The organism is Bradyrhizobium sp. USDA 4516 (assembly GCF_054055915.1).
In genome coordinates, this window is sequence record NZ_JBSRXT010000001.1 from 6682673 (window position 1) to 6702930 (window position 20258).

A 20258-nucleotide genomic window follows, 5' to 3' on the forward strand; every position below is an offset into this window, starting at 1 on the left:
CCGGTGGGTCGGCGGTGCGAGCGCCACAAAATCGAGGCGCTGCAAAATTCTAACAACTGTTAGAATCGATCGCGCGCGGATGCAAGCAGAACTCATGCGGATCCCTCAGGCTTTCCGGAAGCGCGGCAGAGTTATGTCGTCAGAGACTTGGTCGAATGCGAGCTCGACCTCCATGTCGAAGGTGACGTCCGCCGGATCGCTCCCCGTCAGGGTGCTGATCATGCGCGGCCCTTCATCGAGTTCGACGAGCAACACGGCATAGGGGACATCCGCCTTGAATGCGGGGCCGGGAGCCCGATAGACCACGCTGAAGGAGTGCACCTTGCCGCGGCCGGTCGCGGGCCTGTGCACGAGCTCATCGCCGCCGCATTCGCGACATGTGGTTTGCTGGTAGTACTGCACGTTGCGGCATCGGCGGCAGTGCTGCAGCAGGAGCTTGCCTTGTCGCAAGCCATGCCAGAATGCGGTCGTATCGGCATCCGGCGCGGGCAGGGGCTTTCGAGTGGAATTCTCGGATGCCATCACAGCGTTCCCTCAGTGCCCAGGATGGTCGTGGCATTGGTGGCGAATCCCGCTCCGAGGCTGTGCACCAGCCCAAGTGCGGCGCTGTCGACCTGCCGCTCACCGCATTGGCCGCGCAGCTGCGCGATGACCTCATGGAAGTGAAATAGGGCGCCAGGCATTCCGGAATGCGCGAATGACAGCAGGCCGCCATGGGTGTTGGAGGGTATTTGGCCGCCGTAGCTCATTTGTCCGTCGGCGACGAACGGGCCGCCTTCACCCTTCGGGCAGAAGCCGAGGTCCTCAAGCATCATCACCACGGTGCCTGTGAAGCAGTCATAGATGCCGGCGACATCGATATCGCGCGGCTGGTAGCCAGCCATCGCATAGGCCCGGCGGCTGGATTCGACGGCACCGGTCGTGGTCAGGGACGGCATCAGGAAGATGTGCTCGTGGGTGTAGCATTCGCCGCAACCGAGGACGACAATCGGCTTCTCGATCCCGAGGGCCTTCGCATGTTCGGCCGACGTGAGGACAAATGCCGCGCCGCCGTCCGAGATCAGCGAACAGTCGAGCTTGTGATAGGGCGTGGTGACCATGGGCGAATTCAGCACGTCCGCTGCGGTGATCGGCGCCGTCTGCTGCGCGCCGGGGGTCCGCACCGCGTGACGCCTGTGCACGACGGCGACCTCCGCCAGCTGCTCGGGCGTGGTGCCGAACTCCCTCATATGCCGGTGCGCGGTCATTGCGAAGGTGTTGGCAACCGGAATGCCGAACGGCATCTCGTATTGCTGATCCCGGCTTTCGGTGAGCGAACGCAGCGCCAGATCCGGCGTCAGCCCCGTCATCAGGCTGTCGGCTGCGACCAGCAGCACCACCTTGGCGAGGCCGCCGTGAACGGCGGCCGCACCAATGCTGAACATCGTCGCCGCCGTGGCGCCGGACACCTGCAACGTGTTTGAGAAGGTCGGACAGATTCCAAAATATTCGCTGAAGGCAACGCTGAAGCGATGGAACGGGGAGGCGAAGGCATGGCTCGACAGCACGCCATCCACCTGGCTCTTGGCGAGGCCGGCGTCGGCGAGTGCGTTTGCCGCGGCCTCTGCCGCAAGCGAGAGCGGACTGCGGCCTGGCACCTTGCCGACCGCCGACAATCCGATGCCGATGACGGCAACCTTTCCTCTCAGGCTGGTGTCGCTCATGTGGAGGCTTTCAGCAGGCGTTCGAGTTCGTGGCGCTGGACCTTGCCACTTGTCGAGCGAGGGAATTCACCCAAGGCAATGAAACGGAATTCGCGTGGCCGCTTGTAGCTCGCCAGCTCGCGTCGGCACAGTTCGGTGAGCTCAGCTTCCGTCACTGCAGCTCCTTCGCTGCACGCGACAAAAGCGACGGGGGCCTCCCCCCACCTTGGATCGGCAGCGCGGACGACTGCGACTTCCGCGATCCGATCGTCGCCTAGCAGGACGCGTTCGATTTCGGCGGGATAGATATTCTCGCCGCCCGACTTGATCAGGTATTTGGCGCGGTCGACGAAATCGAGCGATCCGTCGGTGTTGCGCCTGAACACGTCGCCCATGTGAAACCAGCCGCCGCGGAAGTCGCGCGCGTTGGTCTCGTCCGCGCGCCAATAGCCGGAGAATAGTGTCGGGCTGCGGATGGCCAACTCGCCGGGCTCGCCGGGCGCGACCTCGTTGTCGGAGGTGTCCACCAGCTTGATCTGGCAGAACGCATTTTGCCGCTTGGACAGGCTGGCCGGCACATCGCCTGGCGCAATCAGCGCCCGCGTCGCCGGCGGCAGGCCGGTCTCGGTCGAGCCGAAGCTGTTGAGATAGGGGGCGCCGAGCATTTCGGTGACCTCGGCAATGGCGTGCGGGGCGACCAGATCCGCCATGGCTCCGCACACCCGCACTCCCTTCACCTTGATGCGTTGCGCTTTCAGACCATCGATAAGAGCCTCTACCATGCCGGGAATGAGGACCAGCCAGCCGATGTCGTGTTGGGAAACGGCCGTTAGCAGCGGTTCAAGCTGGAAGCCGTCGATCACAACGACAATTCCGCCGCGCAGCAGGGTGGCGAGGGCATGATCGGTCGAGGCCATGTGGAACAGGGGGGCCCATGCGACGAATGTGTCGTGCGGAGCGATACCGAGTTCGGAGGAGAACACCAACGCCCGCATGACCATCGCGCGGTGCGAAATCACGGCACCTTTCGGCAGGCCGGTCGTTCCGCTGGTGTAGAGAATGACGAGCCCATCTTCCGGTTCAGCGACAGACGGGGATGCCCGCCCGTCTGCTCGCGCGAGTTCGCTTTCGTATTGAGATCCGATCTCCAGGACTGGATTCGCCTTCGCGGCCGGCGGGAGGCTTGCTGCGAGGTCGGCCTCGACCAGCAGCAGCTTGGGCGACACCAGTTCGATGCAATAGGAGAGTTCACGCTCCGACAACCGCCAGTTAAGGCAAGCCGTGATGATCCCGAGATTGGCGGCCGCCAACTCGATCTCGAGATATTCGGGACGGTTGCGCGACAGCAGGCCAAGCCGGTCGCCGCGTTGCAGGCCCCGCGCGGCAAGCACGACAGTCAACCGACGGACCCGGTCGCGCAACTCCCCATAAGTCACGTGCCGGCCGCGGTATTCGATCGCAGGCCTGTTGGCATGAAGCTCCGCACAGGCCTCGAACAGTGCACCGACGGTTCCGATGCCGGATCCGCCGCCTGTCTGGATATTGAGCCCGGTTTCCATCAACGTTTCCTTGAGCGCTGTCTTTCGACAGTCTTGTTTCGAGCCAGCGCTTGCGCCGGCCGACTACAAATTCTAACATCTGTTAGAAATAATTGGTAGCGCTTCTTAGGCGCCAAAAGCGGGAAGATCAATATGTCCAATCGGTACGCGGCCTACACGAGGTTGAAGCTCGACTATCCGGCTGAAAGGATCCTTCGGATCACTTTCGACCGACCGGAGACCTATAACTCCGTCGACGCCGAGACCCATACACAGCTCACTCACATCTGGAGAGACATCGACAGCGATCCCGACATCAGCGCGGTGATTGTCACGGGGGCGGGCAAGGCATTCTCGGCCGGCGGCGATTTCGAGTTGATCAAGTCACTGCTCGACAATCCGGCCGCGCGGATGGCGACCTGGAAAGAGGCCAAGGATCTCGTCTACAACGTCATCAACTGCAACAAGCCAATCATCTCGGCGATCAACGGCGTGGCCGTGGGCGCCGGCCTCGTCGTCGGGATCCTTGCCGACGTGTCGATCTGTGGCAAATCGGCGCGGATCGTGGACGGCCACACCCGGCTCGGTGTCGCCGCTGGCGACGTCGCCTGTATCATCTGGCCGCTGCTCTGCGGACTGGCGAAGGCAAAGTACTATCTGCTCACGTGCAAGCCGCTGTCGGGTGAGGAAGCCGAGCGGATCGGCCTGGTTTCGCTGTGCGTCGAAGATGCGGAGCTGCAAGGCGTCGCGTTGGAAACGGCGCAGGATCTCGCCACCGGTGCACAGAGTGCGATCCGCTGGACCAAATATGCGTTGAACAACTGGCTTCGCGTCAACGGGCCGCTGTTCGACACGTCAACCGCCCTCGAAATCCTTGGCTTTGCCGGCAATGAGGCCCGCGAAGGCCTGGCCTCGCACCTTGAGAAGCGCAAGCCAGCTTTCCCCAATGATTGCCCGATCTAGGATCGTCTGATCCCCGTCAAGGCAACCGACCTGAGTGGTTGCCTTGATGTCTGGCTTCACACCATCCGACGTCGCCTGGTCCGGGCCAATCCGGGCCAGCAGCTATCCCTTGAGCTTCTGACGGATATGGTCGATCGCCTCAGGGTTGGCGAGCGCCGACAGATCGCCGGGGTCCTTGCCTTCGAAGATTGCGCGAAGCACGCGGCGCATGATCTTCATGTTGCGCGTCTTCGGCAGGTCATCGACCAACAATACCCTTTCCGGGCGGTACGAGGTGCCCATTCCGTGCACCAGGGCCTGGGCAAGCTCTTCCGACAGCGCGCGGAGGTCTTTCGCACCAGGGCTCGGCACGCAAGCACAAACGATAGCGGAGCCTTTGACCGGATGCGGGACGCTGAAGACGGCAGCTTCCGCGACCTTGCCGGTTGCGGTCAGCACGCCCTCGAGCTCTGCCGGACCGACGCGCTTGCCCGAAATCTTGAGGGTGTCGTCCGAGCGGCCAAGAATGTAGTAGAGACCGTCCTTGCCGCGCATGGCAAAGTCGCCATGCACCCAGATTCCCGGAATCGTCTTCCAGTAGCTCTCGAGATAGCGCTCATCGCCCTTCCACAGGCTCTTGGTGAGCCCGATCGATGCATGACGCAGCACCAGCTCGCCGACCTCGCCGTCGGGGACAGGGTTACCCGCCATGTCGACGATATCCGCGCCGACTCCGAGGGCCGGCCGGGAGAACGAACATGGGTTCATTGGATGGTTCGGGGTGCCGGTAAAGATGCAGCCGCCGACTTCCGTTCCGCCGGAGATATTGATGATTGGGATCTTTGACTTGCAGACGTGTTCGAAGAACCATCGCCACGGTGCCTCCGTCCAGGCCTCGCCGCCTGAAGCAGTCATTCGCAGACTCGAGAGATCGTACCGTTCGACCTCCTCGCCATGGCGCATCATGCCGCGCACGATGGTCGGTGAAACGCCGAGATAGGTGACCTTGTGATCGGCGATCAGGCGCCAGAAGCGTCCTGTATCGGGATAATCGGGCGTCCCCTCGGCCACGAGGAGTCTGCCGCCAGCGAAGCTTGGAATGCAGGCGCACATCGCGCCTACCATCCATCCCATGTCGCTGAAGAAGAAAAACAGGTCCTTTGGCTTGAAGTCGCCGCAGATGATCATATCCCGCGTCACCATTGAGCCGATGAAGCTGATATGCGTCCACACGCATCCCTTTGGTTCACCGGTCGTACCTGACGTGTAGAGAAGGATAGCGGGATCTTCCGCGTCCATCTCGACGGTCGGACGGTTTGCCTCCTCCTTGGCGATCTCATCCCACCAGTGGTCGCGTCCCACCTGGATGGGGGTGTCGATGCCGAGCCCGCCGCGGTTTGCCACGATCACATGCTGGACGGTTGGTGCGGTCTCCAGGGCCTCGTCGAGAACCGATTTCAGCGGAGCTGGCGCGCCTCGGCGCCAGGTACCGTTCGCGGTGACGACGGCCTTCGCCTCACCATGGTTGAGCCGCGCCCTGATCGGGTCGGGACCGAAGCCGGAGAACAGTGGCATCACGATCGCCCCGATCTTCAGGATTGCAAAGAAAGCCATAAAGGCTTCGGGCAGGTTGGGCATGTAGATCGCGACGACGTCGCCCTTGCCGATGCCGAGCTTGCGCAGGCCCGAGGCTAGCCGTTCGACAGCGGATGCGAACTCGGCGTAGCTCAGTCGCCGCTGCTCGCGCCTGTCTTCGCCTTCCCAGACCAGGAATGTCCTGTCCCAGACTTCAGTTCCGCGGTGCTTGTCGATGCAATTGAGGACGATGTTCGTGGTCCCGCCAACGCACCAGCGCGCCCACGGTTCGCCCCGTGCAAGATCAAGGATCTTCCCGGGCTTGCGATAGAAGCGAACGTCACAGAACCCGAACACTTCCTGCGCGAGCCAGGCTGGATCGATGTCGGCCTTGGCCGCCAGCGTGTCGTAGTTCGGCTGCCCGGTGGCGCGAAGAAACGCGCTCAGGTTGCTCTGCTCCACCAGTTCCGCGGGGGGCGTCCAGAGATACGCCATCTTGCTTCCTCCTGCCTCAAGAGCTGCGCCATGTTCTTGCATCTGGCGCGTGGCGATGTATTCTAACAAATGTTAGAATTCAAAGGAAGAAGATATCGTGGCTGAAAAAGAGCAAGTCCGCTATTCGGTCGAAGAGGGCATCGCGACCGTGACCATCGACCGTCCCGAATGTAAGAACGCGCTCTCGGTCGAGGCGATGAACGGCCTGACCGACGCGTGGAGCAGGGTCGAAACCGACGCCTCCGTCCGCGCGATCATCCTGACCTCAGCGGATTGCGGGGTATTCTGCGCAGGGCTGGATCTGAAGCAGGCCGCGGAAATCCGGGCGAGGGACGGCGTGGACATCCTGACGCTGATGCGGGATCCCATGCAGCACGCGATGCAGAAGGTCTCCAAGCCCATCATTGCTGCCATGACGGGATCTTTGATGGCCGGCGGGATGATGCTTGCGCTGAAGTGTGACTTAAGGATCGGGCTGCGCGGCACCCGTGCGGGAATAACCGAGGTCAAGATGGGGCGCGGGTCCCCGTGGGCGGTGCCGATGCTTTGGATGGTGCCGCAACCCCTGCTGATGGAGATGGTTCTGACCGGCGAGACGATCGCGATCGAACGGCTCGCGGAGCATGGTTTCGTGAACTCGCTTGAGGATACACCAAAGGCCGTGCGCGAACGTGCGCTTGAGCTGGCGCGGAAAATCGTCGAGGGCGCGCCATTGTCGGTCAAGGCGGCCAAAGCGAGTGTGCTTGCCGCGATGGACCTGGGGCTTGCGCAGGGCCTCGTCGCGGCCGAGCGCCTGCATCAGGAAGCCTATGCCAGTCTCGATGCGATCGGAGGGCCGAAAGCGTTCGCAGAGAAGCGCAAGCCGGTCTGGCAGGGCAGATAGATTGGGATCAGGGCTTATTGACGCCTTCGAAGATCAGCGTCTCCGTGCGACGGGCCAATTCAAGCACGGCATCCCTGTTTTCCAGCCTGAACCATTCGATTGTCCAGTTGAGAGCCCCGATCACGAACATACGCAATGGTACCACCTCCATGTCGGCGCGGATCTCGCCGGCGCGCCGGGCATCGATGAAGAGCTGGTCCCAATATTCTGCGTATGCGCGCCGCAGCGGCCGGTGCGGCTTCTTCAGTTGCTCCGGCAATTGCCCGTAGATTCGAATGTTGGCTGAAGTGAAGTCGCTCGTCTCGAGGAGCGCGACGAGGTGGGCCTCGATCGCAAGACCGATCTTGCGCCGGTGCGATACTTTTCCGGCGCGCTCGACCGAGTTCTTCACGGTCTCGAACACGTGGCGGAGGCCGCGGTCCAGCACCTCGTCGAGAATCTGCTCCTTGGAGTCGAAATGGTAGTAGATGCTACCAGCCTTGATCTTGGCCCTGGCTGCGATCTGGCGCAGCGTCGTGGCCGAAAATCCCTGGCGGCGGAACAGCTGGGCCGCGGAATGCAGGATGAGGTCTCGCGACCGCTCGGACTTAGGGGTTGCGATCGCAGAGGTTTTTTCAGGCTCGGCCTTGCGCCCTCGGCTGGTGGATGGGACTTTCGGCCGGCGCGCCGCCGGCCTCGGGCCAGACCGGTCACCGGAACGCAGGGATGACCGCACCGTTTTCATACCTCCCGCAAGCTCCGTGTCGACATACCAGGCTGCCGGATCGTGCAACCAATGATCGTTGTCGAAGCAGATTCCGCGGAGCATGGCAATATCCGGCAGGTAACAGCCCGATGGTACCTGACGGCATCAAAACACAGGGCCCGCAAGCCGCGCGGCTGTGGCGGCTCGCTGACAGGCGGCAGGCGACATTAGGCACAACCTCCGATGCCGCGGGAGTTGAGAAGTCATTCCTGGCTAAGCGGCGTTTCTGTCGCCGCCTCTTTCGCGCTCAGCTAAGTTCAACGTTGTCACTCACTTAAGATCGGCTTTTCACCATCCCGCGGTGGTGACCAGTTCCTGATGTCAGCGCATGGAGTGGCCGGCTCGGGGGCGGCTATCGCTTTGATGCACCTTTGGGCGTGCCGGTGTCACGCTTCGGCTAGCCCCCGATCGGTGCGGGAAATAGAACCGATATGGCAAGAAGATTCGCGCCTGCCGGCAAATTGATCGGCTGTGTGATTGGATCGATGATTTGCCGCACGGCAAAGAGAATATTTTCAAAGTTGATTTTGGGGCATGGCAAAGATGGAGTAAGCTGGCCCCGTCGGGGTGCCCATGGCAAATGCACTTACGATAAGGAAGGATCACCTTCCAAAAGGTGACATGGAACGGCGAGCGGCGCAGTACGTTCGCATGTCTACCGAAAAGCAAGTCTACTCAATCGCAAACCAGATGGCAGTGATCGCGGCTTACGCCAGCGCGCACCGTCTGGCGATCGTCGAGACCTATGCGGACGAAGGCAAAAGCGGCCTTCAGATCAAGAACCGAGCAGGCCTTCGACGGTTGATAAGCGATGTCACAACAGGCGCAGCCGATTATGGTCAGCTTCTCGTATACGACGTGAGCCGGTGGGGGCGGTTTCAAGATCTAGACGAAGGTGCTCACTACGAGTTCCTCTGCCGGCAAGCCGGGGTGGAGGTCGAATATTGCGCCGAGGGATTCAAGAATGACTTCAGTTTGGCCTCTACATTGGGAAAGTATCTCAAGCGAACGCAGGCCGCCGACTTCAGTCGCGATCTATCCGCCAGGGTGCATGCCTCCCACTCGCGGGTTATCCGGCAAGGGTTCTCCGTAGGCGCTCCGAAGACTTACGGTCTCAGACGCGAGCTCGTTGACCAGAAGCAGCGGCCGAAGATGTTTCTGGAGAAGGGCGAGGTCAAATTTTTGCAATCCGACCGCGTGAAGATCCGGCCGGGGCCTCCGGATCAGGTCACCATCGTCAAATGGATTTTCGCGCAATGTCTCAAGGGAAAATGCGATGCATGGATAGCGAGAGAGCTGAACCGCCGCAATGTGGAGACATCCACGGGGCACCCTTGGAATCCTGCGCTCATCTATCGCATTCTCAAAAACGAAGCCTTTATCGGAAACCTCCTTTACAATCGAGTCTCGCGCAAACTCAAGGGGCCAAGAGTCATCAATCCACCCGACCAGTGGATTCGCGTGGAACGGTGCATTGACCCGGTGATCAGCGTGTCCACCTTCGAACGCGTCCAAAAAATTCTTGCTAATCGGCGTGTCGAGGTATCAGAAACTGAAATGCTAGTTCGATTGCGCCGGACCCTCAAAAAAAGAGGACGGTTGAGCACCGGTATCATCAATAGCACCGTAGGATTGCCGAGCTTCCACACTTTCATTCGCCATTTCGGAACTATTCGAGAAGCTTACCGGTTGATCGGTTATACTTCCGAACGGGACCATACATACATTGATGCGAAAGAGCATTGGGCAGAGGAGATAGGGGCGCTGTGCCGGGAGATCGTGGCGGATCTCAAAACGCTCGGCATAAAAGCAAACTCAACGGACGATCAACTCCTTATCGGAAGGGAGGTCTTGCTGGACTTTCGCGTTGCTCGCGCATACCGCTATCCCGGGTGTCTAAACCAGTACCGCATTCCATTCATTCGAAAGGTGATCGGCCGCTGGGTCGTCGTCATCAGGCTGACCAACGACGCCAAGTCGGTGCTCGACTACGTGCTGATCCCGAAAACGGGCTTGGTCAAACCAGATACGAGAGATGGCGTAAGAATAAGCGATGCTGCGCGAGACCGCCTTGGTTTTGAGATCTTCAAGTCGCCGCATACCCTGTCAATGGGGATACATCGAAAGCTTTCGCTTGTACGAACCGGAACTCGCAAGGTCAAATAGCTGGCGCCGCTTCCGGAGCGCTTGCCAACAGCAAGACTCATGACGTAGCCGGGTTCTCGTTCCGTCCCTTGGTTCACAGTCGCAAAGCTTTTCGTCCCGCAAAGGTCGTTGCAGCGCTCTTGCCTCATCTCACGGCGCTCCGCATCCATACATCGCGTGAGGACAACGGGCATGACCTTGAGGTGGATTGACTCAACGACAGCGTTCGCCGGCCTCGCCAAAAAGCCATAAACGTTGTGAGGACCTGGGATCGACTTTGACTTGGCGCCCGATCACCCCCTGAACGTGGTCCAGATGCCGGCGAAGGCCGTCAGCGGCCGATCGTCGTCAAGCGCGAACCAAGCCGTGTCCTTTTTCTTGGTCTCCAGGCTCGGCTCCGGAGCACACCGAAGCTATTGAACGGCACTAGGGAGCGGTTCTCCGGCTTAAGCCAGCCCGCAGCACATCGCTCAAGCATGAGGCTTTCCGCCTTTGTCGTCGAGGACCTTGTCGGCTACGCAACCTTCGGCCATTGCCTCGACAGCCTCGACAACGTTTCGCCGCGCGGCTCGATCCTTAATCGCGCGGAATGCCCGTAGCAGTCGGAAGATGTCTGCCGCGTCTCGAGCGAGTTGCTCCTTCGTCAAAGGTGAATCCCCGCAATGGCCGCTGAAACGGACCGTGGAAACGAAAAGGACCGTCCAAGGGGCGGTCCTTTCCGGCCGGCTGCAATGGGCCTGTAAAAACTCGAAAGGTGAAAAATGCTCTGCAAGTTACGTTAACATCGGCAGGCATTGTATTACGGCCGTCCTGCCTCTCCCGAAATCCGGATCAATACGGTGTTCTGGCCGTCGAACGAGACGTGGCTGGGACAAGTGCAGTATGCGGCGATCGGACAGCGGCGGCAGAAGCCTAACAGGCGCTTGGCGGGACCCTCACTGGAGGACCTTCGGTAGCACGACAACGACATTGATTTCCCGGCCGACGATCTGCGACGCAACGATTGCGATCGGCAGGGCGAAATTGTCCTCGATTTCGGCTGCGCTCGATTCGTCTCTTGCGTAGACATACAGAAGATGCCCGTCGATCTCCGCAAAGCGGATGCCGGCGAACACGCGGTCAAACGTTCCCGCGCCAACGATGAACGCCATTCTCGCCTGTATCGCGTAGTTCTGGATTTCGGTCAGGTCCATCTTGTTACCGTTAGGGATATTGCGTTGCTCGACATGATAGATGTTCACGCCTCCTGCTGGCGGCAAGGGCGTTTTTTCAGAATTGAGCCGAAGGGCGGGCTCCGGATTGGGTGAAGGCGGTCCGCTTTGAGTTACCAACGGAAGGGCTCCTGGCCTATAAGAGGACGAGGTCACCGGTTAAGCCCGGTTACCTTTGACCGTCTCATGGTTCAGCAAGGCGTGCAGAGTGAACAACCCAGAAGCCGTCGCCGCATCGTGTCGGCCCTCCGGGAGGCGCACGGGGACAACGTAGCTCGCGCCTTCCTTGCTGATGCGTAACCCTTGCGGCGCTTGTCGACACAGTTTTCTCGCTCCCGATAAAGAATAGTGTGGCAGTCAGAACGATCGCCCGCGCGCTCGAATCCGGAGATTTTGTTATCTCACCCGACGTCGGGCCGCTTTGGCACGTCAGATATGTGTACAGCCACCCGGCGATGACCGTCGTAGACATGGTGGTGCTGACACCCGAGAGAACGTTCACGAGCACCGAGATCTCGTTGCAGCTGCGCGGGTGATCCCCATTGCGGTTCGAGCCTCAAGGACTCTATCGCAATTCCTGGATATGGCCGGTGCTGTCGACGAGAATGGACCGTTCCTTCCCATCCCGTGTGGCCTTGAACGTCTTGATCTTGCCAGATGGCACTTCGCGGATTTGCGTATAGCCAGCTGCTTCAAGCCTTGCCTTGATATTTTCCAAGGTGAGGGAAGATGCTGCCGGCAATGCGTTGAAAGCCGCCAGAAGACAAAGAGCGCGACAAGGATTGCGCATGTTCATAGCCAACAGGGGGGCGGGCGATTGCCGCCTTGCGTCCGGTAATTTTGGCCTAATCGTTCATGAATGACTAGCGGCAGGATCGAGGCCAGCGGGCAATTCCGAAGGTGGCCGGCAGGAGCATTCGTCGGCCGTACGTTGGAATCCAGTGAAAGCTACAGTTGGTCCTTAGACCCGTATGGAAAATCGGTCGAACGCTGTGAGTGTCTGGATCCGGATCTCGACGTCTTTTTGGTAGATCGTTTCCTGCAAATACTCGATTTCGGCAGACTGATTGCCATCATCGACGTCGATGTACCAGGACCGCGGCCGGCCATCGGCGCCATCGCTCCAGCGGTATCCGCGTCGCTTGAGCTCGTCCTTGAGCTCGAAGGGCGACTGCTCGGCCCAGATCCTGATCGTCTTGCGGCGGGCGCGCTCGAGCAGCACCGAGAGCACAGTGCGATTGAGCTCGGGCAGGGCCATCGCCAGGATCTCGAGCAGCGCCTGGCAATCGTCGACCGCCCGGTGTGCCTCGTGAAACAGCCCGGCTTTCATCAAAAGATAGGACAGGCGCGATCCCTCAAAGCCGTGGCTGCGCCATTCGACCTCGCTGACCGAGCAGGCCCAGGCCTTGTGCACGAACAAAGACGCGTAACGCTCCATGAACTTGCGGTCGAAACCGGCATTGTGTGCGATGACGACGACCGCCTCGGAGGCGAACGCGTTGATGCGGTCTTCATCGAGACTGTGACCAGCAACCATCGCGTCGGTGATGCCGGTCAGCGCGGTGATCTGGGCGGGAATTGCGATCGACGGTTGGTTGAAGCCGCTAAGGGTGTCGATGACCCGGCCGATCCTGCCGTCGGCAAGATAGCTGAACTTGACCATCCCGAGCTCGATGATCTCATCCTTGGCGGTATCGAGGCCGGTGGTTTCGACGTCGAGCAGGATCGCGATCTTCTCTGGCTGTTCGTGTGGCGTGAATTCGGCGCGTGGAACCAGTCGTCGCAGCACCCGGTAGTCGGGCGACTGTTCCAGCATGGCGGCGATCTCAGCGAGGGTCGGTTGAACGGTCATTATCGAGTGTGATCGGGGTCGGGCCTGGTGGTGGGGGGCAAGCTTACCCGATCAAGCCGGAACCGGCATCGCTGCGCCTGTGGATAGGTCCTGGCTCACTGCCGGCACCCGGCAAAGAGAAGGCCTTGCGTGAAATTGGCCTGGTGATGGAGCGGTTTGAGCGCCGGCGGATGCGGGCCGGCTCTCGTGATCGTGCCGCTTCGCGTCACGGCGTCGCTGCCTCGATGCCTCGCGCCGCAACCGGGCATGCCTTGATCACATAATTCGGAAAAGACGAAATAAGACTCGACGAAACACCCAACTCACTTTTATCATGGTGCCTTCGGACGGTTAGGTGGTCGTGATGGCAGATCCGCAAGTCAGGTCTTCGGACCTCGTTGAAATCGCTCGCAGAAGCGGTGAGTTTCGCAAGCACTATGGTGTCGTGCTCGGAGCATTTCTGTACCTCAGTTCGATCAGCGCCGCGCGGCCGCGCTCGATCTGGTGGAGTGGAGTGCTGACGGCCTTGGTCGGTGCAATGGCCCTGTGGATCAAGAGCCGCAGCGGCGGTGGCTGACCTGCGGTCTAGAGTTCAAGCGGCGGCGTGACGTCCTCCTTATCAGGGCCACGCATTACGATCTGCAGCAGATCATCGGGCAGGGGGCGCTGCAGCGCCTTCGCCTCATCCCAGGAAGCGCGCATCCAGACGTCACGCTGCTCCGCGGTGGTCAGGATAACAGGCATTGCCTTTGGATGGATCGGCTCGACAATCGCATTGGGCGACGTCGTCAGGAAGCCGTAGACGAGGTGAGGGCCGGGGATCGGCTTCGACTTGGTGCCGCGGTCGCCTCTGAACTCGGTCCAGATCCCGGCGAAACAGAACAGCGGCCGGCTTTGCTCGAGCGCGAACCAGACGACGTCTTTTTTCTTGGTCTCGGGAATTGGCTCGGGGGCGTACTCCGCGAAACTGTTCGCCGGCACGAGACAGCGATGCTCCGGCTTCAGCCAGCCGCGCCAGTGCGGCGAGGAGGTGTTGCGGATGTTGGTCACCGGCGGCCCCCCGGTCTTGGGTGGAGGCGGCATGCCCCAGCGCATCAGCATCATTTCCGCGGCGTCGCTGGCATTGCGGATCACCGGTGCAGGGTAGTCTGGAAACACACCGGGCATCGGCGCAAGATTGCCGACATAGCGATTCATGTGCCTGAACAGGCCGGCGATCGCCGCCTGGTTGGTCGTGATCGAATAGAGATTGCACATCCGGCGTCGTCTATCTCGTGTGGGTCCGAAACCGCCCCCGCGTGAAGGCGTGCGAAACTGCCTTTCTCAATTCTAGAATCTCGGCTTCCAGGAAATTGTTCGCAACGATCTGGGTACGAATGGTCGCGCGCAGATCGCCGCCGCAAGCAGCGATAGCCTGATCGACGGCAGCCTCAAGTCCATCGTCCTGTTCGTTCGGCTTGGAAACCGAGGACATTTGGTCTTGTTTCCGGGTTGACCGTCGATGACTCATGTTCTTATTTTGTTCTCATGGAGTCAAGCTGTCCGTAGTTGAGCCCCGGTGTCCTAAGTTGATTTTGGGAGTGTCCTAGTTCGGATTAAGCGAACGGAAGCCGTAGCTTGGCCGCTGTTCTCAGTAGGACCACCGAGAGCGCCATTGGATGTTCTGGCCCCATCAGTTTCCATGGGACGCCATCCGTTCTTGATTTAGCTCAACGAGCGGAACAGCGATGGTGTCCGGGGTTCTCCGTGCGTGAACGAAGTGCCAGTCCCCCAGTTAGCGCGGTTTGTATACCGCGATGACTTGGTGGAATTCGTCATCGTCGTCGACGGTCAATAGACCAACGATCATCCAGCCTGCGCACAAGCCGAAAACCATCAGCGCCATTTTTAGCCACGGTCTCATAAAGGCTAACATGCTCCGAGAACCAGCTATTTACCACCCCACGGCGCTTGCCATGGCACAAATTGCACTAGCGGCCATCCGGCATTCGGGAATAGGATTTTAATCCCCAACCGGAGGGGTTGTGTCATGGGCAGTGACACACTTAAAGGCGCTTGCATTGTTCTGTTCGGACTAAGTCCACTCATCATCGTCGGCATAGTGATGTTCGCGCCGTGACGGCGCTGATACTGAGCCCGCGTGAAAAGAAGCTCCTGAGGCGCATGGCTCTCGGGCGGCGCGATGCTGAGATTGCCGTGCAGATCGGCGGCACCGAAGCGCAGGTATCGGTTCAGCGCCTTCGCTTGCTTAGGAAGCTAGAAATCCATTCTCAAACTCAGATCGTGGACGCAGCGAAAAGATTGGCTCGTTGGCCAGCAGTAGCCTTTCACAAACCTGGCTCGGAGCATCGGCCTCGGTAGATGGCCCCAGCAACGGCCCCCATGCCCCCAAAGTTGCTGGGGCCACTCAATAGTAAGGCCGCCTCAGTTGGCGGCCTCTTCGTCTGATCCGGTCATACCACGAGCGGGCAACGCCCTTAAGAGAAACGGCAAGTCGACGCCACCACGGCGCGAGCCCGGAATATCCCGCAATCGGCCTTAAGGGGCCGTCGAGTGGGTCAAGATGCTTGGGATACCAAAGTCACAGAGATTTCTGGGTGGTGCATACAGGCACAGCTCCGCCAGCGCCATCATCGATGGCACTGACCAAAGCAACCACAGGCTAAGGAAAGCTGCCTGATCCGAAAGTCCGCCGCGATGGCGGGCTTTTTTGCACCAAGGAAACGACCCCAGCGAGGGCCAAATGAAAAGGGGCCGTGTCGCGAGACGGCCCCTCTACCGGAAATTTGAAAATTGCTTCGGAATGAAATCTAGCCCCGGCAAGAGCAAAATTAGCGCCCAATGACGTAGAGGTGGATTCCGTAGAATCCCGGTGACGAGATGTCGCCCAAAGAAAAGGCCCCAGCGCCCGGGAGAGCGCTGGGACCAAGTTTGAGTCACATCCATGAGGTACGACAGTTCAGGCGATCAGAAGCCTGCCTAGGCTGACGATGAACGCGACGAGCGCATCCGTCTCTGGGGAATTGACGCGCCGGAGAGCAGCCAGTTCTGCCGCGGCGAGGACAAGTCTTCAGTATCGCTGTGGCGCGCAGGCGGCAAACGACCTCGACGCCTTATCGGCCGACGATCGGTCGACTGCATACCGCTCAGCCTCGATCCATATGGTCGGACGGTGGGGACCTGTTCGGTCGGCGGTGCCGATCTCGGGGAATGGCTTGTGCAGTGGCCTTGCACTGGATTGGCCTCGATACTCGAAGGGCAGATATGAGGCAGCTCAGCAGGACGCAGAGCGCGCCGGTCGAAGAATCGGGAAGGGGAGCTATGTGGAGCCGTGGCTGTATCGCGCCTGCATCCGGGCGAATGGTAAGCCGTCCTCCTGCTTGGACGATGCGAACGCGCATCCTTGATACAGGCGGACAATCCGGTTGTTGGCGGAAGTGACGCTAGCCTGGTTTGGGCGACTCACGTTACCAAATCGCCCTCGATTGCCTTCACTGCACGACGGGGACGACATGGTTGCAGCCACTCCTAAATTACCAACTTCGGGTTACGGGCTCGAAGTGGATGGCCGGTTGAAAGTCGAATTCTCAACCCAGGCCGGCGCCAGGGCAGGTGGCGAAGAGCTCAAGAAGCGTTTTCCGAGGCTTCAGGTGAGAATCTATGACGCGGAAACCAAGGCTCGGGAGGAAATCCGGATTCCCTGAACCCCGCGTCTTCTCAGGATTTAGTTTGCGCGCGTGAGGCTTCGCCGCGGCGGGCCCTCGTGAACCGAGCCGCGTGGCGGCTCGGCCATCCGGCTTCGATCCCTCGCGCGCCATCATGTGTCGCTCGCCGGAGGCGCTCGCCCGCGGGCCCCGCCGTCATTGCATGCCGGCGTCGTTATCACTGTCCCCCGTTCGGGTCCCTTGTTAACCGGCTTCGCGACCGCAGTCGCCTCGGTGCCCGCGGGCATTGCATGCCCGCGTCGCTATCACTGCGCCTTCGTCGGCTGCCCTTTGTCAGTGAGCTTCTACCGGAGTGGCATCACTACGTCGGCTTGCAATTTGCATTTCATCCAGCACGATCCGTCGTACCTCAGTTTCGTTGACCTTGCCCGGCCGCGTGTTCCGATTACACAGAGGACCTGACGTAACCCTCAAAGAACGGCCGCACGAATAGATCGGCCACGTTGTCGACGGTCAAGTCGGGGACCCACGTGCGCAAATCGACGGCCGCGTTGATCATCGATGACAGCATCCATGCGGCGACGACGGGTGAAGTAGTTCTGATCGAGCCATCCTCCATACCCTCGCTGAATAGTAGAGCAAATCCATTCGTGATGCGGTCGGACTTGTGCAGCAGGTCGGCGCGGATGTGCTTGGGAAGCGTCATCAGAGCGGACATCGACAGCAGTGGTGCTTCTCCAAGCAGCTGGTGTTCGATCAGGTGGACGGCCAACGCCCGGAGTTTCTCTGCTCCCGGAGCGGAGAGCCTGGCTGCGTCTTGCTTTGCCGACTGTACTAGCGACAGGGAGCGCTCGAAGCATGACACGACCAGATCATCCTTCGCCTCATGGTGGTGATAGAATGAGCCCTTTGTCACGTTCAGCATCGCTGATATGCGCTCAACCGACGCACCTGCATAGCCCTGCTCATTGAGTACTTTGGTCGCAGCTTTCAGGAAATCCTCGGCCCGATCATCCCTGCGCGGAGACTGGTGTGCCAAGGCGCGAGGCCGTCCGCCCGTCAAAGGTTGCGCTGAAACTCCCTCCAGCCATAGTCTAAGGACGATGCCGGCTATTGCCTCATATTCGTCCTCGGAGTGCCGTTCGAGCAGCGCCGGCATCCAGAAAATCCAGGAGAAGAGCAGGTGTGCGTGGGCGTTGGAAACACGGCTATTCCTGTCTGCAGGATTGCGCAGCAATTGACGGAATTTGCTGAACGTTTGAGCGATTGCATCGTCTACAGCAGAGTCTGCCAGTACCCGCACTTCGTCGAAACGTACGATCGCAAGTGCGCGCCCCGCCGTAGCATCCGCAAGGTAGCGGCAATAGATGGACAGGAAGGCCCGAAGTCGTGCTTCGACAGTTTCGCCGCTCGTCGAAGCGATGAAGCCTTGGATGCGTTGCAAAGACGAAATATAGCAGGCGCTCGCCAATTGCTCCTTGCGACGGAAATAGTACGCAATACCGGTTGCTACGATGCCAAGTTTGTTTGCGACTTCGACAAAGGTCATTCCTCTCAGGCCGACCTCATTGATCAACTGGATGGCGACGCCAAGCACTGCCTCGCGCCGGCGAAAGCGTTTCGGCTTGGCTTCGATTGCAACGGAAGGCGTCATCACTCTATCTACCTTCAAGGGTCAGTCGCTCATCGTTTGACATGCGCGGCGCCTCGCTGGAAGCCGCTCCTGGTACACGGTCGGCCCTCAATTGGAATCGCCGTACCTTACCGGCATCGTCTCGCAACGGATAGGCGACAATCTCGATGGATCGTGGGCGCTTGTAGCTGACGAGGCGTTCAGCCAGATGCCGGTTGAGCTCGTCCAGATCGATTGTCGAGGAGGTTTGGACGATGGCATGAACGCGATGGCCAAGGTCCTCGTCGGGAAGGCCGATGACCGCGCTTGACGTAACAAGCGGATGTTCTTCCAGGGCGGCTTCGACTTCGGCAGGGTAAACGTTGGCGCCGCCGACCAGGATCATGTCGGTGCGCCGATCCGTCAGGTAGAGATAGTCGTTCTGGTCCATCCAGCCGAGATCGCCCAACGTCTCCCACTCCCCGATCCGCTCGGCGCTGGCGCCGATGTAGCGATAGGTCGGCGCGGCATTGCTGGGCATTCTCAGGTAAACGGTGCCGACGGTTCCTGGCGCCAACCGTCGTCCCTCGTCATCAAGAATCGCAATCTCGCCGATTACTGGACGGCCGACCGATCCGCGGTGCTCTAGCCAGTCCTGGCCCCCGATGACCGTTACTGCCTGGCTCTCTGTCCCACCATATAGTTCCCATAGTTTCTCGGCGCCGATCCATCCGATCCAGGCTTCCTTGAGCCGCGGAGGGCAGGGCGCGGCCATGTGCCATACCTTGCGCAGCGAAGAAATATCGCTCCTGTCTCGAGCCTCCTGGGGCAGTTGCCAGATCCGATGCATCATTGTGGGTACGAGATAGAGCCAGGTAGCCTGGCGGCGCGTAATAATTTGCAGAAGGTTCTCAGGATCGAACTTGCGCATCAGCACAAGATGAGCGCCTGCGAGTATTGCAACGAGCGCCAGGGAGAACGGGGCATTGTGGTAGAGGGGAGCCGGCATGACCGCGATGTCGCTTCGCTTGATGCCATAGAAATCCTCCTCACCCGGCAGGACGATACCTGCACGACCGGACACGATCAGCTTCGGCTGTCCCGTGGATCCTCCGGACGTCGGAGCCTTCAGGGCAGGGGAGATCCGATCGGGTAGATCCGTCTCGTCGATGGTTTCCGCAATCAGTATCCCGGGTGTGACGTCCGAAGGCCGTGTCGCCGCAGCGCGGATTACCACGCGAGGGCGGGCAAGGGAGATGATTGCCTCGAGCTCCCTCTCCGGCAGCTTTCCGGAGACGGGTTGCGGTATGGCTCCGAGCTTCAGGACAGCAAACGTCGCGACCACGAAATCGAGCCCATTGGGCAGGGCAATGCTGACAAAATCGCCGAGCCCGACGCCCCTCGCTGCCAGTGCGTGAGCCATCCGGTTCGACGAGAGATGTAGCTCCTGCCGCGTCAGTGTGACGCCTTCGAAGGTTACGCAATCTGCCGACGGTGAATCCCAGGCGAGGTTCGAGATCTTCGCTCCGATTGAGATTGCGTGGGGTATTTCGGTCATTGCGCTCTGCCTGTCTTGTCGTTTGCGGATCATCCCACCATAAGCTGGATAACAACAAACCCAAAACAAAAATCATAGGGGTTGTTTGCCGTGAAGGCCGACTGTGCTGCAATGTCTATCGCGCTATCGGTTTGGTTTTGCCTGACAATTTGAGGAAATAGCCAGAAAATTCGGTTGATGTGACGATTTTGCGTCGACGCTTGACGAGCTGTCAGCCCGCGCTGTACAGGATACCCAGAACAAAAAATAACGTACTCAAAACATAAAATAAGACCAGGGAGGATGAATTATGGACGGGCTTGAGAGAAATTGTGGTGGTGGGAAGCGCAAGTTTGGCGGGTGTCAGGCGCGCTTTGCGGCCGATGGCGCAACCGCG

At 60.0% G+C, this 20258-nt stretch carries 20 protein-coding genes and 1 pseudogene; 8 read left to right on the plus strand and 13 right to left on the minus strand.

All coding sequences use genetic code 11. The features are described 5' to 3' along the window. Positions 1 to 105: 105 nt before the first annotated feature. Genes ACVI1L_RS30405 through ACVI1L_RS30415 form a run of 3 tightly spaced genes read right to left on the minus strand, consistent with a single transcriptional unit; the run spans position 106 to position 3241 of the window. Positions 106 to 522: a Zn-ribbon domain-containing OB-fold protein gene (locus ACVI1L_RS30405; protein ID WP_225648255.1), complete on the minus strand. Its 417-nt coding sequence runs from the start codon at positions 520 to 522 to the stop codon at positions 106 to 108. Beyond that, positions 522 to 1703: a thiolase C-terminal domain-containing protein gene (locus tag ACVI1L_RS30410; RefSeq protein WP_456784569.1), complete on the minus strand. Its 1182-nt coding sequence runs from the start codon at positions 1701 to 1703 to the stop codon at positions 522 to 524. Before ACVI1L_RS30410 ends, ACVI1L_RS30405 begins: the two co-directional genes overlap by 1 nt. Continuing rightward, positions 1700 to 3241 (minus strand): class I adenylate-forming enzyme family protein, encoded by a 1542-nt coding sequence (locus tag ACVI1L_RS30415; RefSeq protein ID WP_456784570.1) that lies wholly within the window; start codon positions 3239 to 3241, stop codon positions 1700 to 1702. Before ACVI1L_RS30415 ends, ACVI1L_RS30410 begins: the two co-directional genes overlap by 4 nt. A 132-nt stretch (positions 3242 to 3373) precedes the next feature. On the opposite strand from ACVI1L_RS30415, the gene ACVI1L_RS30420 reads away from it, so the two are divergent. Further along, positions 3374 to 4183, plus strand: a complete 810-nt coding sequence (locus ACVI1L_RS30420; RefSeq protein WP_456784571.1) for an enoyl-CoA hydratase/isomerase family protein — start codon at positions 3374 to 3376, stop codon at positions 4181 to 4183. Between the two features lie 102 nt (positions 4184 to 4285). On the opposite strand, the gene ACVI1L_RS30425 is transcribed toward ACVI1L_RS30420, so the two are convergent. Beyond that, the gene (locus ACVI1L_RS30425; RefSeq protein WP_456784572.1) at positions 4286 to 6301 is read right to left on the minus strand and encodes an AMP-binding protein; all 2016 of its coding nucleotides are present in this window, start codon (positions 6299 to 6301) and stop codon (positions 4286 to 4288) included. Positions 6302 to 6329: 28 nt separating this feature from the next. On the opposite strand from ACVI1L_RS30425, the gene ACVI1L_RS30430 reads away from it, so the two are divergent. Then, positions 6330 to 7115, plus strand: a complete 786-nt coding sequence (locus tag ACVI1L_RS30430) for an enoyl-CoA hydratase/isomerase family protein (protein ID WP_456784573.1) — start codon at positions 6330 to 6332, stop codon at positions 7113 to 7115. A gap of 7 nt (positions 7116 to 7122) precedes the next feature. Here the strand turns inward: ACVI1L_RS30430 and ACVI1L_RS30435 are convergent, their stop codons facing one another. After that, on the minus strand, positions 7123 to 7923 hold the full coding sequence (locus ACVI1L_RS30435) for a TetR/AcrR family transcriptional regulator (RefSeq protein ID WP_456784574.1): 801 nt from the start codon (positions 7921 to 7923) through the stop codon (positions 7123 to 7125). 510 nt (positions 7924 to 8433) lie between these two features. Here ACVI1L_RS30435 and ACVI1L_RS30440 point away from each other — a divergent pair. Further along, positions 8434 to 10026, plus strand: a complete 1593-nt coding sequence (locus ACVI1L_RS30440) for a recombinase family protein (protein WP_456784575.1) — start codon at positions 8434 to 8436, stop codon at positions 10024 to 10026. Between the two features lie 84 nt (positions 10027 to 10110). Here ACVI1L_RS30440 and ACVI1L_RS30445 read toward each other — a convergent pair. Beyond that, positions 10111 to 10459, minus strand: a pseudogene (locus ACVI1L_RS30445) (SOS response-associated peptidase family protein); the annotation flags it as partial. A gap of 22 nt (positions 10460 to 10481) precedes the next feature. Between ACVI1L_RS30445 and ACVI1L_RS30450 the strand changes: the two are divergent. Continuing rightward, the gene (locus tag ACVI1L_RS30450) at positions 10482 to 10604 is read left to right on the plus strand and encodes a hypothetical protein (protein WP_456784576.1); all 123 of its coding nucleotides are present in this window, start codon (positions 10482 to 10484) and stop codon (positions 10602 to 10604) included. A gap of 336 nt (positions 10605 to 10940) precedes the next feature. Here ACVI1L_RS30450 and ACVI1L_RS30455 read toward each other — a convergent pair whose 3' ends face one another. The 3 genes from ACVI1L_RS30455 to ACVI1L_RS30465 all read right to left on the minus strand — a co-directional run bounded on the left by ACVI1L_RS30455 (position 10941) and on the right by ACVI1L_RS30465 (position 13068). Further along, complete coding sequence (locus ACVI1L_RS30455) at positions 10941 to 11336, minus strand: hypothetical protein (protein ID WP_245311447.1); 396 nt, start codon at positions 11334 to 11336, stop codon at positions 10941 to 10943. A gap of 445 nt (positions 11337 to 11781) precedes the next feature. Then, the gene (locus ACVI1L_RS30460; RefSeq protein WP_456784577.1) at positions 11782 to 12006 is read right to left on the minus strand and encodes a hypothetical protein; all 225 of its coding nucleotides are present in this window, start codon (positions 12004 to 12006) and stop codon (positions 11782 to 11784) included. Between the two features lie 171 nt (positions 12007 to 12177). After that, positions 12178 to 13068, minus strand: coding sequence for a 3'-5' exonuclease (locus ACVI1L_RS30465; RefSeq protein WP_456784578.1), 891 nt, complete (start codon positions 13066 to 13068; stop codon positions 12178 to 12180). A gap of 343 nt (positions 13069 to 13411) precedes the next feature. Here ACVI1L_RS30465 and ACVI1L_RS30470 point away from each other — a divergent pair, with 343 nt between their 5' ends. Continuing rightward, the gene (locus ACVI1L_RS30470) at positions 13412 to 13624 is read left to right on the plus strand and encodes a hypothetical protein (RefSeq protein WP_080686856.1); all 213 of its coding nucleotides are present in this window, start codon (positions 13412 to 13414) and stop codon (positions 13622 to 13624) included. Between the two features lie 8 nt (positions 13625 to 13632). Here the strand turns inward: ACVI1L_RS30470 and ACVI1L_RS30475 are convergent, their stop codons facing one another. Beyond that, complete coding sequence (locus ACVI1L_RS30475) at positions 13633 to 14304, minus strand: SOS response-associated peptidase (RefSeq protein ID WP_456784579.1); 672 nt, start codon at positions 14302 to 14304, stop codon at positions 13633 to 13635. 10 nt (positions 14305 to 14314) lie between these two features. Next, positions 14315 to 14521 carry a hypothetical protein gene (locus ACVI1L_RS30480; protein ID WP_456784580.1) on the minus strand — a complete coding sequence of 69 codons (207 nt, stop codon included), beginning with the start codon at positions 14519 to 14521 and terminating at the stop codon, positions 14315 to 14317. A gap of 641 nt (positions 14522 to 15162) precedes the next feature. Between ACVI1L_RS30480 and ACVI1L_RS30485 the strand changes: the two genes are divergently transcribed. The 3 genes from ACVI1L_RS30485 to ACVI1L_RS30495 all read left to right on the plus strand — a co-directional run bounded on the left by ACVI1L_RS30485 (position 15163) and on the right by ACVI1L_RS30495 (position 16751). After that, positions 15163 to 15408: a LuxR C-terminal-related transcriptional regulator gene (locus tag ACVI1L_RS30485; RefSeq protein ID WP_456784581.1), complete on the plus strand. Its 246-nt coding sequence runs from the start codon at positions 15163 to 15165 to the stop codon at positions 15406 to 15408. A gap of 661 nt (positions 15409 to 16069) precedes the next feature. Then, positions 16070 to 16315, plus strand: a complete 246-nt coding sequence (locus ACVI1L_RS30490) for a thermonuclease family protein (RefSeq protein ID WP_456785629.1) — start codon at positions 16070 to 16072, stop codon at positions 16313 to 16315. Positions 16316 to 16559: 244 nt separating this feature from the next. After that, a complete protein-coding gene (locus tag ACVI1L_RS30495; RefSeq protein WP_028342770.1) occupies positions 16560 to 16751 on the plus strand; it encodes a hypothetical protein in 192 nt (63 codons plus the stop codon). A 406-nt stretch (positions 16752 to 17157) separates the two neighbouring features. On the opposite strand, the gene ACVI1L_RS30500 is transcribed toward ACVI1L_RS30495, so the two are convergent. Then, on the minus strand, positions 17158 to 18366 hold the full coding sequence (locus tag ACVI1L_RS30500) for a TetR/AcrR family transcriptional regulator (protein ID WP_456784582.1): 1209 nt from the start codon (positions 18364 to 18366) through the stop codon (positions 17158 to 17160). 4 nt (positions 18367 to 18370) lie between these two features. Next, the gene (locus ACVI1L_RS30505; protein ID WP_456784583.1) at positions 18371 to 19882 is read right to left on the minus strand and encodes an AMP-binding protein; all 1512 of its coding nucleotides are present in this window, start codon (positions 19880 to 19882) and stop codon (positions 18371 to 18373) included. Positions 19883 to 20258 lie beyond the last annotated feature (376 nt).

Coding starts and splice junctions, on each gene's coding strand:
- ACVI1L_RS30495 (WP_028342770.1), top strand. CDS start 16,560: ATGGTTGCAGCCACTCCTAAATTACCAACTTCGGGTTACGGGCTCGAA.
- ACVI1L_RS30410 (WP_456784569.1), bottom strand. CDS start 1,703: ATGAGCGACACCAGCCTGAGAGGAAAGGTTGCCGTCATCGGCATCGGA.
- ACVI1L_RS30475 (WP_456784579.1), bottom strand. CDS start 14,304: ATGTGCAATCTCTATTCGATCACGACCAACCAGGCGGCGATCGCCGGC.
- ACVI1L_RS30405 (WP_225648255.1), bottom strand. CDS start 522: ATGGCATCCGAGAATTCCACTCGAAAGCCCCTGCCCGCGCCGGATGCC.
- ACVI1L_RS30500 (WP_456784582.1), bottom strand. CDS start 18,366: ATGACGCCTTCCGTTGCAATCGAAGCCAAGCCGAAACGCTTTCGCCGG.
- ACVI1L_RS30440 (WP_456784575.1), top strand. CDS start 8,434: ATGGCAAATGCACTTACGATAAGGAAGGATCACCTTCCAAAAGGTGAC.
- ACVI1L_RS30460 (WP_456784577.1), bottom strand. CDS start 12,006: ATGCGCAATCCTTGTCGCGCTCTTTGTCTTCTGGCGGCTTTCAACGCA.
- ACVI1L_RS30420 (WP_456784571.1), top strand. CDS start 3,374: ATGTCCAATCGGTACGCGGCCTACACGAGGTTGAAGCTCGACTATCCG.
- ACVI1L_RS30465 (WP_456784578.1), bottom strand. CDS start 13,068: ATGACCGTTCAACCGACCCTCGCTGAGATCGCCGCCATGCTGGAACAG.
- ACVI1L_RS30480 (WP_456784580.1), bottom strand. CDS start 14,521: ATGTCCTCGGTTTCCAAGCCGAACGAACAGGACGATGGACTTGAGGCT.
- ACVI1L_RS30470 (WP_080686856.1), top strand. CDS start 13,412: ATGGCAGATCCGCAAGTCAGGTCTTCGGACCTCGTTGAAATCGCTCGC.
- ACVI1L_RS30505 (WP_456784583.1), bottom strand. CDS start 19,882: ATGACCGAAATACCCCACGCAATCTCAATCGGAGCGAAGATCTCGAAC.
- ACVI1L_RS30435 (WP_456784574.1), bottom strand. CDS start 7,923: ATGCTCCGCGGAATCTGCTTCGACAACGATCATTGGTTGCACGATCCG.
- ACVI1L_RS30415 (WP_456784570.1), bottom strand. CDS start 3,241: ATGGAAACCGGGCTCAATATCCAGACAGGCGGCGGATCCGGCATCGGA.
- ACVI1L_RS30450 (WP_456784576.1), top strand. CDS start 10,482: ATGAGGCTTTCCGCCTTTGTCGTCGAGGACCTTGTCGGCTACGCAACC.